Source organism: Dyella sp. AD56, assembly GCF_002878475.1.
In the GTDB taxonomy this organism is placed as follows: Bacteria; Pseudomonadota; Gammaproteobacteria; order Xanthomonadales; family Rhodanobacteraceae; genus Dyella.
The window spans coordinates 110,885-124,081 of record NZ_NRDP01000003.1; the positions used below are offsets into that span (position 1 = coordinate 110,885).

Consider the following 13,197-nt stretch of genomic DNA (forward strand, 5'->3'; position numbering starts at 1 on the left):
GATGTGAACGCAACCCCTTGCGAAACGGAACGTCCTACGGTCAGTCCAATTGCAGGCGAAGCGACAGGTCTACGGCGCGCACGTGCTTGGTGAGCGCGCCCACCGAGATGTAATCCACGCCTGTGCTCGCATACCCACCGATGGTGGATAGGTCCACGTTGCCGGATATCTCGAGCTCAGCCTTCCCCTTGGCGATGGCGACTGCTTCGCGCATCAGGGGCAGGGTGAAGTTATCGAGCATGATGCGGTCGGCGCCGGCATCCAGCGCCTGCTGCAACTCGTCCAGGTTCTCCACCTCGATTTCCAGCAATAGCGTGGGGTGCAGGTGGCGAGCAGCGTCGGCCGCCGCCTTGATGCTACCCGCGGCGATGATGTGGTTCTCCTTCACCAGGATGGCGTCGTAGAGACCCACGCGGTGGTTGTGACCGCCGCCGCAACGCACTGCGTATTTCTGGGCGAGCCGAAGCCCGGGCACGGTTTTGCGCGTATCGAGCACGCGCACGCCGGTGCCAGCGACAGCGGCCACATGCGCGGCGGTTGCCGTGGCGGTGCCGGAGAGTAACTGTAGGAAGTTGAGCGCCGAGCGCTCAGCGCTCACCAGCGCGCGCGCCTTGCCGCGTAGCCGGCAGATCACGGAGCCAGCGGCGACGCGATCGCCGTCGCGAACGGCCCATTCGATCTCAACCTGGGGGTCGAGTCGGCGGAAGCAGGTGTTGAACCAATCGATGCCCGCCATCACCGCGTCTTCGCGACAGGTCAGCGTGGCGCTGGCCGAGGCATGGGCAGGCAACAGGTCCGCGGTGGCGTCGCCGGTGCCGATATCCTCGGCAAAGACGCGCGTGACATCCGCCTCGATCAGGTCGGCGGACGGTGCAGCAAGTTGTGATGAAGTCATTCGGTCGGGGCTTGAGAGGGGGCTGGTTGACTGAGGCGACCGACGATGGCGTCCAGCGCACGGTCGAACAGTGCGCTGGATTCAAGCACGCGCGCCGTAGCGCTGGCGAGTGCCTGGGCCAATTCATGCGGGGCGTAGTCGGCCACCTTCAGGCCGCGACGGTTCACGAACAGGTAGCGCCCGCTCATCGGGCTGATCCACGAGAGCTTTGCGCGCTCGATGGTTTCCGGGCCCGTCACGAACTCCAGCCAGGTGCCGGGCTTGAGCTCGGCCACGAGCTGCATTTCCGGTGTGTCCATGGCCGGCTCGGGTTCGGGCTCCGAGCGTGACAGCTCGGCCTCCGACTCGGCGATCGGCTGGATGCTCTCCGGAATGGGCAGGGTCGTGGACTCTTCCACGGCCTGCACTTCGGCCTCCGACACGGCTTCGCCGAGCTGGTGGCGGTAATACGTATGCAACTGGGCCAGCAGGCGATCGATGTCGCTTTCCTGGAAGGCCACGTTGGCCAAGCCGCGACGCAGCGCGCGCTCGATGCCCGGCAGCATCTGTCGCAGTGCGCGACGCTCGTCGAGCGTGCGGGCTGGCTTGGTGCTTTCGATGAAGTCGTTGGCGAAGCGCAAAGCATCGCGGAATTCGCTCGATTCCTCGCCCTGGCGAAGAATGGTCAGCACCAGGTAGTTGGCCCATGCGCGCGACAGGATGCCGTGGATCAGCGGCGGCAGGTGCTGGCCTTCTATACGGCTGAGGATCTCGCGTGCGGCGCGGCGACGCGCCTGCTCGAGCTTCTCGCGCCCGCGGGTGGACTCGGCTACTCGTTGTTCGGCCAGTTCCGCGCGGCGGCGGCTGATGTCCTGGAACTCCTGCAGCTCAGCACACAGGCGTTCGAAGATGGTCATGTCATCGTCGAAGTCCTGCAGCAGGCGGTCGACAATGGATTTGATCTTGTCGTGCAGGCGATGGTCGCGATCGGACTCCGCCGACCACCCCTTGGCTGCGTCGGCAAGCGCATCGAGCAAGCGACGCGCCGGGTGCTGACGGTGTGCGAACAGTTTGCGGTCGAGGATCGCGGCCTTGAGGTACGGAATCTGCAGGCGTGCCAGCAGCACCTGCATGTCGGTCGGCAGGTTGCGGTCTTCAAGAATGAACTCGAACAGCATGCCGACGAGATCGATGGTGTCTTCGTCGATGGTCGACACCTGGCTCGGCTTTTCGCCGCGCAGGGAGCCGATCTGGGCGAGCAGGTGTTCCTTCAGCCGCTGCACTTCGCCGGCAAGCTCGCTCGAGTTGCCAGTGTTTATCGGCATCTGTTGGCTGATGGCTGCCTGACTTTGCAGCACGCTGAGTGCGCCGATCAGCTCATTGGCGCTAGGCAGTTGCACGGCGCCAGCGGGCAGGCGCTGCGTGCCGCCGGAAACCGGGGGCGTGCGGCGCGCGCTGAACAAAGTGCGCAGGGTCTGGATGAGCTCGCTCGATGCGCCAGCCTCGTCGTCGGCAAGGAAGGTTGCCTCGGCTGCTCCCACCCCGGCGGCTTCAGCTGCCTGGGTGGCGGCGCCTGCAGTGCGTGGCGCGCCACCGGAGCGAGAGATCTCGTGGCGCAGCTGCGGCAGCACGCCAGCCTGTACCAGTTCGGCGTTGATCTCCTGGTAGAGCTCGTCGAGCGAGGCCAGCACGTAGCGGTCAAACAGCTTGTAGATGATGAGCTTGACGCGCATTTCCGCGTTGAGCTCGCGCATCGCCTGGCGGAACGCTTGCGACAGCGCGGCCGGGCCCACCGGGTTGGTGGCGTCGTCGATCTTGACGCCACCATAGATGACCGAGAGGCGCTGATTCACGGCGAACAGGTCGCGCGTCAGGCGCGTTTCGTTCTTGCCGATCATGCTGGTGATCGCGAGCGATTCTTCCAGCTCGTTGTCGGCCACCAGCGAAAGTTCCACTGAGCCCAGCGGCGCCGATACCGAACCATTGCTGCCAGCGTTGTTGCGGTAGCTGGAGGCGAAATCGCTCAAGTCGCGGGAGATCTGCCCAAGAAAGCCGCGCTCCACTATCGGCCTGCGCTTGCGCACTTCGCGCATGCCGTCGAAATAGTGCATCTGCGCGGCGTTGTTCTCCGCCTTCTCGGCCAGGTCGAAAAGCGCGTCATCGACATGCTCGAACATGCCGTTGATCAAAATCTGCAGGCGGCGGCCGGCGATGTCCCTGATGGTGTTCAAAAGGGCGCCTCCGCGCTCGCTGGAGGGATCCAGGCGCTGGGTCAGGCTGACGATATTGGATGATTCACTGGCGTCTTTCATCGCCCCACCCCCTGAAAGTGATGCCGACGTGCATCCTAGCCGCGTACGACAATACACCACCCTACAATAAGGGATGGCGGCGGCGGCTGTCATTGGCCGTATCGATATATGTCGACACGTTCACAAGATGCGGGTTTTTGCGGTACCAAGACCCCCGGGCGGGGTCAGGCGGCTGCCGGGAAGTCAGTGAGCTGCAAGGTTCCGATACCTTCCTCGGGGAGCATCACGGGGATGCCGTCCTCGACCCGGTAGACGACCTTGCGGTCAGTGGTCACCAAGCCTTCGGTCAAGGGGGCCGCAACGGCCACGCCGGTCACGGTCTGCACTTGGCCGGCAGCGATGGCCTTGTTCAGGGCATCGAGCTCCTGACGCTGCAGGGGGCGGACGGGGACCTTGCTGACGGGGCAGCAAAGGATGTCGAGAAGGCGTTTGTCCATGGGGAGCGGGATCGTGCCGAGACGCGGAAAGTCCGTACAATAACCCTTTTGGATGGCTTGGGTCATGACCTCGACTTCCCTCCCGCCGCGCGTGGGCGTTGTGATGGGCTCCCGTTCCGACTGGGAAACCATGGAGCATGCGTCCAGCGTGCTGGCCGAACTGGGCGTAGCGCACGAGGTGCGCGTGGTCTCTGCGCACCGTACGCCTGACCTGCTGTTCCAATACGCGGAAGAGGCAGTCGGTCGCGGTATCCAGGTCATCATTGCCGGCGCCGGTGGCGCCGCCCATCTGCCGGGCATGCTGGCTGCCAAGACGCGGTTGCCGGTCTTCGGCGTGCCGGTGCAGTCCAAAGCGCTGAACGGCATGGATTCGTTGCTTTCCATCGCCCAGATGCCGGCGGGTATCCCGGTCGGCACGCTGGCTATCGGCCGCGCCGGTGCGGTGAACGCTGGCATTCTCGCCGCCTCGGTGCTTGCACTGCATGACCCGGTCATCGCTGCGGCGATGGATGCCTATCGCACCCGCCAGACACAGACCGTGCTGGATAATCCGGACCCGCGCGCGTGACCGCCCGTCGCCAACCCGTCCTCGGCATTCTGGGTGGCGGCCAGCTCGCCCGCATGCTCGCCCTCGCCGCCGCACCGTTGGGTGTGAAGACGCTAGTGGTGGATAGTGCCTCCGACGCCTGCGCAGGGCAGGTGGCTCCGCTGGTGGTGGCGGACTGGACCGATTACGGCGCGCTGGATCATTTCGCGCGCGAAGTCGACGTGGTTACTTTCGATTTCGAGAACGTCCCGGCTGAGACCGCGCACTGGCTTGCGAAGCGCGTCGCCGTTTTTCCTGCGCCGCGTGCACTCGCTGTCGCGCAGGATCGTCTGGCAGAGAAAACCCTGTTCCGCGAGTGCGGCCTGATGACGCCGGCCTTCCAGACGGTGGACACGCGTGAGGGTTTGGACCAGGCGTTGGCGGCCGTGGGTGCGCCGGCCATCCTCAAGACCCGCCGCCTTGGTTACGACGGCAAGGGCCAGTTCCGCATCAAGACACTGGCCGATGCCGACGCCGCCTGGGCCGCGCTGGGCGCACAGGCCCAGGCTCATGGTCTGATTCTCGAAGCCTTTGTGCCGTTCGATCGCGAGCTGTCGGTGATTGCCGTGCGCAGTCGTGAAGGTGATTTCCGCACCTGGCCGCTCACGCAGAACTGGCATACCGAAGGCGTGCTGTCGCTGAGTCTGGCCCCGGCCTCCGATATTGCCGCGCTACAGGGGCGTGCGACCGACCTGGCGCGCACGTTGGCGGAGAAGTTGGAGTACGTCGGCGTGTTCGCGCTGGAGCTGTTTGTGAAGAACGGCGAGTTGCTCGGCAATGAAATGGCCCCGCGTGTGCACAACTCCGGTCACTGGACCATTGAGGGTGCACTGACCAGCCAGTTTGAGAATCACGTGCGTGCCGTGCTCGGTCTGCCGCTGGGGGATACCTCGGCACGTGGTCTGTCTGCGATGTTCAATTGGATCGGCGAATTGCCGGATGCCGCACCCGTGTTGGAAGCCGTGGACGCGCATTGGCACGACTACGGCAAGCAGCCGCGTGTCGGCCGCAAGGTGGGACATGCCACCGTTTGTGCGCCCGATGCAGCGCGGCTGGTCGAACGCTTGTCTGGCATTGCGCATGCGTTGGGGCGTGATCAGCAGGCCGATCCGGCGGTGGGCAAGTTGATGGAAAGCAAGTGAGCGCTTGATTGCTGTGGGAGCGCACGTGCGCGCGACTGCAGCGGTTGAGCATGTCACTTTGCCGGGTTGTCGCGTGCAAGCGCACTTCTACAAAATCAACCCGTGACGCATAAAAAAACGGGGCCAGTGGCCCCGTTTTTTGCTGGATTCCCCGGAAGGATCAGGCCAGGTTCTTGGCCGCGAAGTCCCAGTTGACCAGGTTCCAGAACGCCTCGATGTACTTCGGACGGGCGTTACGGTAGTCGATGTAGTACGCGTGTTCCCACACGTCGCAGGTCAGCAGCGGCTTGTCGCTGCCGGTGATCGGCGTAGCGGCATTCGAGGTGTTGACGATGCCGAGCGAACCATCCGGACGCTGCACCAACCAGGTCCAGCCCGAGCCGAAGTTGCCAACGGCCGACTTGGTGAACTCTTCTTTGAACTTCTCGACGGAGCCGAATGCCTTGTTGATGGCGTCGGCCAGCTTTCCGGTCGGCTCATTGCCGCCCTTCGGGCTGAGCGAGTGCCAGTAGAAGGTGTGGTTCCAGACCTGGGCGGCATTGTTGAACACGCCACCGGAAGACTTCTTGATGATGTCTTCCAGCGAGGCGTTCTCGAACTCGGTGCCCTTGACGAGGTTGTTGAGGTTGGTCACATACGCCTGGTGATGCTTGCCGTAGTGGTACTCCAGCGTTTCGGCGGAGATGTTCGGCTCCAGCGCATTCTTTTCATAGGGCAAGGGGGGGAGTTCGAATGCCATGTTGTGGCTCCTGGGCGTTGGCTGAGGAAAGAGGTCGGGCTTGGAATGGCCGAGGACCGGCGACCCGCACACGACTGATACACTAGCGATCTCACTGCATTCTAGCGATGAATGATGAGTGCCTGCTTCATATCTTTTCACGGCTCGCGCCGGGAGCTGTTTGCCCGTCAGCCAAGAAAGAACGAGGGAGTGTATGTCGATACACGACCAAGTGATGACGCGGGTTGGCGGGCAAACAGACCCGGCCCATAGGGTTCGCCGCCTCAGCCCGCCTCAGAGCGAGCTGAGCCTTGACCTGACCACCCGTCAGGCGCTACGACTCACCTCGCTCTGAGGCGGGCTGAGGCGACGAACGCGGGCCATGAAAAGATATGAAGCAGGCACTTAGTTATGGACGTTAACGAGCGAATCAAGGCCGTGCTGGCCGAACATGCCATCGTGCTCTTCATGAAGGGCACGCCGCAGTTCCCCATGTGCGGCTTCTCCAGCCGCGCAGCGCAGGCACTGAAGGAAGCGGGTGCGCAGTTCCATGCCGTCAACGTGCTGGCCGATCCGGAAGTCCGTGCGGCGCTGCCGCATTACGCGAATTGGCCGACGTTCCCACAGCTCTTCATTCAAGGTGAGCTGATCGGCGGTTGCGACATCATGGAGGACTTGAAGGTCTCCGGTGAACTTGCCCGCATGGCCGCCGATGTCGCGGGAGCCGATTCCTGATGGCGCTTCCGTTGCTTCGTTTGCCGGACGGCTGGGCGCTGGCCCCTGGTTCACTGGATGGCCGGGTCGTGCTGGTCACTGGCGCCTATGGTGGGCTCGGTGCCGCCGTTGCTCGTGCGGCCGCACGGGCCGGTGCCACGGTCGTCATTACCGGCCGCCGCAAGCGCCAACTAGAGCAGCTTTACGACGCCATGGTGAGCGAAGGGTTGCCGGAGCCGGTGATCCATCCGCTCGATCTGGAAGTGGCGACACCCAGCGATTACGAAGCGCTGGCCGATGGTCTTGAGCGCGACTTTGGTCGGCTCGATGGTGTCGTGCATGCTGCTGTCAGCTTCAAGGAGTTGACGCCGCTGGCCGTGCACAAGCCCGACGACTGGTTGCGGGTGATGCACGTCAACGTGTCTGCGCCCTTTGCATTGACGCAGGCGTGCTTGCCATTGCTCACGCGCGCGCCGGACAGCGCCGTGGTATTCGTGCTCGACAATCCCGAACTTGTTCAGCGCGCACATTGGGGTGCTTACGGCGTATCGAAGTCTGCGTTGGAGCGACTGGTGGAAATACTCCATCAGGAAACCGAATCATCGTCGTTGCGCGCGCATGCACTGGTGCCCGCACCCATGCGTACTACGTTGCGCCGCGCAGCGTATTTCGGCGAAGACACCATGATCCAGCCGCTGCCAAACGCGACGGCGGAAGCGGTAGTGCATTTGCTGGGCGAGCAGGGTAAGGCGACGCGTGGCGCGGCGCTCGACCTGCGCGTACGGGCATGACCATGACACAGGAGTCCTGCTGACATGGAAGCGCAGATGACCACGCTATCGGCGGCGATCCTGCTGTTCCTCATCATGGATCCGCTGGGGAACATCCCGATCTTCCTGAGCCTGCTGAAGGACGTGCCGCCCAAGCGCCGCCGCAAGGTGATGATCCGCGAGCTGCTGATCGCACTGGGCGTGCTGCTAGGGTTCCTGGTCGGGGGGCAGCACATTCTCAAGGTGCTGCAGTTACGGCAGGAATCCATCAGCATCGCCGGCGGCATCGTGCTGTTCCTGATCGGTATCCGCATGGTGTTTCCGCCCGCCGATGGCGGCGGCATCTTCGGCAAGCCGGGGGAGGGTGAGCCTTTCATCGTGCCTATGGCGATCCCGGGGGTGGCCGGACCCTCTGCCATGGCAGCTTTGTTGCTGCTTACCAATACGCAGCCGGGCCGCACCGCGGATTGGGCGATTGCTTTGTTGGGCGCTTGGTTGGCAACGGCCGTGATCCTGCTGTGTTCCACCTACCTGTTCCGTTGGCTGGGTGAGAGTGTGCTTACCGCGCTGGAGCGTGTGATGGGCATGCTGCTGATCGCGCTGTCAGTCCAGATGTTCCTGAGCGGTGTGGCAGCGTATTTGCATCTGGCTGTTTGAAACGCGGCCAAATGCCACCAGTGCGATCTTTCGTCCTATCCGCATAACCTTGCTGTCATAATCCGCCACCAGCATAAGGAAAATTCCAGGAGGCGGTCATGCTCAGCGTTGAACAGACCCTCACCGAACGTCTGCCATGGTTGGCGCAACATCCACTGATCCGCCGGCCAGTCGCTGGCATGCTGGGCCGACTGGCCGATGAGGATGGTTTCAACCGTACGCTGGTAGCCGCCGGTGATGCCGAAGGCTTCGATTTCGTCGAGCGCGTCCTCGATGTGCTTGGCGTCAGTTACTTTGTCAACCCGCGCGAGCGCGAGAACATCCCTGTCGAGGGCGGCGTGTTGATCGTCGCCAATCATCCGCTCGGGATGATCGACGCCCTGACCTTGCTGCAGATGGTGGGCTCGGTGCGCAGCGATGTGCGCATCCTGGCCAACGACTGGCTGATGTCGATCGAGCCGCTGCACAAGCTGCTGTTGCCGGTCGATGTGTTCGGTAAGGGTGCGGCTTCGAAGATGCGCGACATCTATCGCGCACTGGATAATGGCGAAGCGCTGATCGTGTTCCCCGCCGGTGAAGTGTCGCGCGTGCGCCCATCAGGCGTCAGCGACGGGCGTTGGTCCGAGGGCTTCGTTCGCTTGGCGCAGCGCAGCAGCGCGCCGGTGCTGCCGATCCACATTTCCGCCCGCAATTCCGCCATGTTCTATGGCCTGTCGATGCTGGCCAAGCCGCTAAGCACGGCCATGTTGCCGCGCGAAGCCATTTCACCGACGAGCAGGCGCGTGGGTCTCAGCGTGGGCCGGCTCGTATCGGCTGACGAACTCGAACAGCACAGTGGTGGTTCGACCAAGCGCGCGGCCAAGCTGATGCGTCGCCACGTGTATCGCGTGGGTCGCCATCGTGGCCTGATCTTTGGCGGGCAGGCGCCTTTGGCGCATCCGGAGCCAACCGAGCGAGTCGCGGCCGAACTGCAGTCGCAGGCGGAAAAGCTGGCTGATCTCAGCGACGGCAAGCAGATCCTGTTGTTCAAAGGGGCTTCCGACAGTGCCGTATTGCGTGAAATCGGCCGTTTGCGTGAGCTGACGTTCCGCAAGGTCGGTGAGGGAACGGGCGCGCGCCGCGACCTCGATGCCTACGATGCGCATTACGAACATCTGGTGCTGTGGGATCCGAAGGTGTTTCGCATCGTTGGTTCCTATCGCTTTGGTCATGGTGGACGGCTGATCGGTGAGCGCGGCATGGGTGCGCTCTATACGGCCAGTCTCTTCAATTATTCGCCGGCGTTGGAATCGCGGCTGGCACAGGGTCTGGAGCTGGGACGCAGTTTCGTCGCGCCCGCCTATTGGCGCTCGCGTGCGTTGGACCAGTTGTGGCAAGGCATTGGCCTTTATCTTCAGCGGCACAGGGAACTGCGCTACTTGTTCGGCCCGGTGAGCATGTCAGTCACTCTGCCGCGCGAAGCGCGCGAATGGATCGCTGCGGCGCATCAACACTACTTCGGTGCACCTGGGTTGGCGTCCGCACGGCAGCCGTTCGTGGTGTCGCCGGCGATTATCGACTTGGTGCGCGACGCATTGGCGGGCCTGGATCCGGCGGCGGGCCTTGGCAAGCTCAAGCATCACCTCGACGCGTTGGGTGTGAGCCTGCCGGTGCTTTATCGACAGTACGTCGACCTGGTCGAACCCGAAGGCGTGCAGTTCCTCGACTTCGGCGAGGACCCGGGCTTCTCCGGGTGCGTGGATGGCCTGGTCATGCTCGACTTGGCGACCCTGAAACCTGCGAAACGCGCTCGCTATCTGGGTAAGTAGTAGTAGCTGCTGTCCGTGTTGCATTCCTTGCGGTTTGCCGCGGGGATGCCGTGATCTGGCGTCGATTATTTCGACTCGCGGCCCCGCAAAGTGGGGCCGCGTGATCCAACGGTAAATTTCTTGTAAAATACTTATGTAATCCTTACGGCGTTGACCAGAACACAAGGGGCTTTTGCCGTTCTGGTTAACGGTCACAACTGATTTCGTAATTTCGCCCGATCTTTAACCGATCGGGCTTTTTTACGCCCGGAGGAAACGTTTAAAATTACGTTAAATGGCATGAAATTGCGTTTATAGGCAAATACTTGCGCAATATCTTTCGCTTTTGTCGAAGGATTTTTCAGCCATAACCGTTTGCGCGATCTCTTACTGCTGCTGCGGCCTCCGGGAAGGCAGCTGACCTCCCTTTTTTTGTCAATTCTGGAATGACGACGATGAAACGAAACCACCTCTCCATGGCGATCGCCACCATGCTTTGCATGGCGGCTGGCTCCGCGCTTGCGCAGGATGCCAACAGCCAGGCGGCCCAGACGGCCAACAGCAAGGAAGCGACGGCGCAGCGTGCTGGTGCGTCGAGCACGTCCAACACCACCACGTCGAACGACACCAAGCGCGCTCAGCAGCTGGACACCGTGACGGTGCAGGCGCAGAGCCTGTCGCTGGGTGGCGGCCTGATGTCGGTGCAGACGGCGCCGAAGGCGGTTTCGACCATTTCGCGCGACGCGATCGTCAAGGCAGCTCCGGGTGGCACCTTCGTGCAGATGATCGACAGCATTCCGGGTGTGAATGCCTCGACCGACGACGTGAGCGGCCTGGCCAACGGTAACTACCAGATCCGTGGCTTCACCAGCGACGAAATCGGCACCACCGTGAACGGCGCGCCGATCAACGACAGCGGCAACTACAAGGTGTACTCGACCGAGTACGGCGATACCGAGAACATGGGTGACATCACCGTGCTGCAGGGCTACCCCGACGTCGACACGCCGATCGCGGGTGCCGCTGGCGGCGCCATTTCCTGGGTGACCATCGATCCGTCGCATACCGCCGGTCTGGACTTCGCCCAGAGCCTGGGCAACCACGACTATCGCCGCACCTATCTGCGCTTCAACACCGGCGACCTCGGGCCGGTGCGCGCCTGGTTGTCCTATTCCAACAACAGCTCCGATTTCTGGCGCGGCCCGGGCGACTTGAACGTCACCAAGGTTGACGGCAAGGCGCTGTGGACGATCAACGACGACAACTACATCTCGGCCTCGTTCCAGTACAACCGCGAGCGCAACTACAGCTACGACAGCCTGACCAAGGCTCAGGTCCGCTCGGGCGGCTATTTCCAGAGCTACGACGAGAACTACAGCCCGACCGATACGTACTACTGGAAGCTCCACACCAACCCGTTCACCAGCTGGCTTGCCAGCATGGACGGCGAGTTCAAGCTCGCTGACAGCCTGCGCCTGTCGGTGGTGCCGTACTTCTGGTACGGCAACGGCGGTGGCGGTGGCGGCTACAAGTTCACCGAATCGGCCAAGCCGCAGAACGTGATCGGCACCGCCGACCAGGATCTCAATGGCGACGGCAAGATCGGCGGCAGCGCAGTGGCTTACGACGTCAGCCAGACGTTCACCTACCGCCCGGGTGTCATCGCCAAGTTGAACCAGGACTTCGGCATGAACGACAGCCTGGAGTACGGCTTCTGGTACGAGCGCACGCGCCAGCAGCAACAAGAGGTCTTCACCCCCGCCGTGGGCGGCGAGCCGGCCGATTTCTGGGGCAACACGGACCTGATCAGGTACTCCAACGGCGTGGTGCAGCGCCTGTACCGCGAGTACACCACGTCGGAAATCAAGAAGTTCTTCGCGACCAATACCTGGACGCCGGACGACAAGTGGACGATCACCGCGGGCGCGGCCTACTTCTGGGAATCGCGTGACGGCTACGACTTCGAAAACTGGGGCAGCCAGAGCACCAATCCGAAGCTCAACCAGTACGGCGGCGAAGGCAGCGCGACCTATCACAAGATCAGCCCGACCGCTGGCGTCAAGTATCAGCTGAACGATCAGAACCAGTTCTACATCGGCGCCGGCCGCACCTACCGCGCCCCGATCAACGGCGCGTTGCTGCAGAACGTGGCCGTGGCCGACAACCCGAAGAACGCGGCCAACGCAGCTGCTGGCACCTACGGCAACAAGCCGGAACAGGCCACCACGATCGACCTCGGCTGGCGCTTCTACGCTGACCAGTTCTCGGCCAACGTCGATGCTTACACGTCGCACCTCGTCAACAAGCAGATCTCGGGTTACGACAACACCACCGGCCAGACGGTGTACCTGAACCTGCCGAAGATGCACATGCGCGGCGTGACGGCTGAAGCCAGCTACAAGTTCCTCGAAGACTGGACCCTGTACGGCAACTACTCGTACCAGAAGGCCATTCTCGACGGCGACGTGAACACGTTCGGCGATGGCACCTTCGCGACCAAGGGCAAGACCTTCCTCAACACGCCGAAGAACTCGGGCTACGTGCGCCTGGGCTACGACCATGGTCCGTTCTGGGCCAGCCTCGACGCCAAGTACCGCGGTCCGATCTGGGGTGACTGGATGAACACCGAGCAGGTCGGTGGCTACACGACCTTCAACTTGAATGCGGGCTGGAAGTTCGACGACTTCGCCACCTGGCTGCGCAACCCGTACATCAAGCTCAACGTGTTCAACCTGACCAACAAGCGTGCGCTGACCAACGCCAACAACATCGGCGCGTTCCTGGCCAGCAACCCGGGTGGCGTCTACAAGGATCCGAACACCGGCTCCGCACTGTTCGCCTCCGCACCGTACTACTCGCTGCTGGAAGACCGTACCTACATGGTCACCTTCGGTATCTCGTTCTTCTAAGCGAACCGAACCAGCACGCAAGCGATGGTCCAGAAACCGCCTCCTTCGGGAGGCGGTTTTTTTGTGTCTGAAGAAAAGTTGGCGAGACAGCGATCTATTGCGAAATTCGCAGGAACTAAACGCAAGAAGTGTGAGTTGTTCGTCAAGAAGTTACGAAATTGTAATATACTGCGGTTACATTCGTCGTGATGAGCCCCGGTCGGCATATGATGCCGGGCACCCCGGGCGCATCTAAATTTATTAGGGAATCAGTCACTTAAGACGGTGGCGGAGGGGCATGGGACTCCTCTG

11 protein-coding genes are annotated in these 13,197 nt (G+C 62.5%); 7 read left to right on the forward strand and 4 right to left on the reverse strand.

Going from position 1 to position 13,197, the window contains the following annotated elements; genetic code table 11:
* Positions 1-40: 40 nt before the first annotated feature.
* From nadC to DyAD56_RS03070, 3 genes are all read right to left on the reverse strand, one after another.
* Positions 41-895 (reverse strand): carboxylating nicotinate-nucleotide diphosphorylase, encoded by an 855-nt coding sequence (nadC, locus tag DyAD56_RS03060; RefSeq protein WP_102301280.1) that lies wholly within the window; start codon positions 893-895, stop codon positions 41-43.
* A complete protein-coding gene (locus DyAD56_RS03065; RefSeq protein ID WP_102301281.1) occupies positions 892-3,186 on the reverse strand; it encodes a DUF1631 domain-containing protein in 2,295 nt (764 codons plus the stop codon). Before DyAD56_RS03065 ends, nadC begins: the two co-directional genes overlap by 4 nt.
* 164 nt (positions 3,187-3,350) lie before the next feature.
* On the reverse strand, positions 3,351-3,623 hold the full coding sequence (locus tag DyAD56_RS03070; RefSeq protein WP_102301351.1) for a Trm112 family protein: 273 nt from the start codon (positions 3,621-3,623) through the stop codon (positions 3,351-3,353).
* Positions 3,624-3,687: 64 nt separating this feature from the next.
* On the opposite strand from DyAD56_RS03070, the gene purE reads away from it, so the two are divergent.
* The gene (purE, locus tag DyAD56_RS03075; protein WP_102301282.1) at positions 3,688-4,191 is read left to right on the forward strand and encodes a 5-(carboxyamino)imidazole ribonucleotide mutase; all 504 of its coding nucleotides are present in this window, start codon (positions 3,688-3,690) and stop codon (positions 4,189-4,191) included.
* On the forward strand, positions 4,188-5,351 hold the full coding sequence (locus DyAD56_RS03080) for a 5-(carboxyamino)imidazole ribonucleotide synthase (protein ID WP_102301283.1): 1,164 nt from the start codon (positions 4,188-4,190) through the stop codon (positions 5,349-5,351). Before purE ends, DyAD56_RS03080 begins: the two co-directional genes overlap by 4 nt.
* 160 nt (positions 5,352-5,511) lie before the next feature.
* On the opposite strand, the gene sodB is transcribed toward DyAD56_RS03080, so the two are convergent.
* Complete coding sequence (gene sodB, locus DyAD56_RS03085) at positions 5,512-6,090, reverse strand: superoxide dismutase [Fe] (RefSeq protein WP_102301284.1); 579 nt, start codon at positions 6,088-6,090, stop codon at positions 5,512-5,514.
* A 390-nt stretch (positions 6,091-6,480) separates the two neighbouring features.
* Between sodB and grxD the strand changes: the two genes are divergently transcribed.
* The 5 genes from grxD to DyAD56_RS03110 all read left to right on the forward strand — a co-directional run bounded on the left by grxD (position 6,481) and on the right by DyAD56_RS03110 (position 12,906).
* A complete protein-coding gene (gene grxD / locus DyAD56_RS03090; protein WP_102301285.1) occupies positions 6,481-6,804 on the forward strand; it encodes a Grx4 family monothiol glutaredoxin in 324 nt (107 codons plus the stop codon).
* A complete protein-coding gene (locus DyAD56_RS03095) occupies positions 6,804-7,574 on the forward strand; it encodes an SDR family NAD(P)-dependent oxidoreductase (RefSeq protein ID WP_102301286.1) in 771 nt (256 codons plus the stop codon). The genes grxD and DyAD56_RS03095 overlap by 1 nt, the downstream gene beginning before the upstream one ends.
* Positions 7,575-7,610: 36 nt before the next feature.
* The gene (locus DyAD56_RS03100; protein WP_102301352.1) at positions 7,611-8,210 is read left to right on the forward strand and encodes a YhgN family NAAT transporter; all 600 of its coding nucleotides are present in this window, start codon (positions 7,611-7,613) and stop codon (positions 8,208-8,210) included.
* A 98-nt stretch (positions 8,211-8,308) separates the two neighbouring features.
* On the forward strand, positions 8,309-10,018 hold the full coding sequence (locus DyAD56_RS03105) for a lysophospholipid acyltransferase family protein (RefSeq protein ID WP_102301287.1): 1,710 nt from the start codon (positions 8,309-8,311) through the stop codon (positions 10,016-10,018).
* A gap of 434 nt (positions 10,019-10,452) precedes the next feature.
* Positions 10,453-12,906, forward strand: a complete 2,454-nt coding sequence (locus DyAD56_RS03110) for a TonB-dependent receptor (protein ID WP_102301288.1) — start codon at positions 10,453-10,455, stop codon at positions 12,904-12,906.
* The last annotated feature ends 291 nt before the right edge of the window (positions 12,907-13,197 follow it).

Coding starts and splice junctions, on each gene's coding strand:
- DyAD56_RS03070 (WP_102301351.1), bottom strand. CDS start 3,623: ATGGACAAACGCCTTCTCGACATCCTTTGCTGCCCCGTCAGCAAGGTC.
- DyAD56_RS03095 (WP_102301286.1), top strand. CDS start 6,804: ATGGCGCTTCCGTTGCTTCGTTTGCCGGACGGCTGGGCGCTGGCCCCT.
- nadC (WP_102301280.1), bottom strand. CDS start 895: ATGACTTCATCACAACTTGCTGCACCGTCCGCCGACCTGATCGAGGCG.
- purE (WP_102301282.1), top strand. CDS start 3,688: ATGACCTCGACTTCCCTCCCGCCGCGCGTGGGCGTTGTGATGGGCTCC.
- DyAD56_RS03100 (WP_102301352.1), top strand. CDS start 7,611: ATGACCACGCTATCGGCGGCGATCCTGCTGTTCCTCATCATGGATCCG.
- DyAD56_RS03065 (WP_102301281.1), bottom strand. CDS start 3,186: ATGAAAGACGCCAGTGAATCATCCAATATCGTCAGCCTGACCCAGCGC.
- grxD (WP_102301285.1), top strand. CDS start 6,481: ATGGACGTTAACGAGCGAATCAAGGCCGTGCTGGCCGAACATGCCATC.
- DyAD56_RS03105 (WP_102301287.1), top strand. CDS start 8,309: ATGCTCAGCGTTGAACAGACCCTCACCGAACGTCTGCCATGGTTGGCG.
- sodB (WP_102301284.1), bottom strand. CDS start 6,090: ATGGCATTCGAACTCCCCCCCTTGCCCTATGAAAAGAATGCGCTGGAG.
- DyAD56_RS03110 (WP_102301288.1), top strand. CDS start 10,453: ATGAAACGAAACCACCTCTCCATGGCGATCGCCACCATGCTTTGCATG.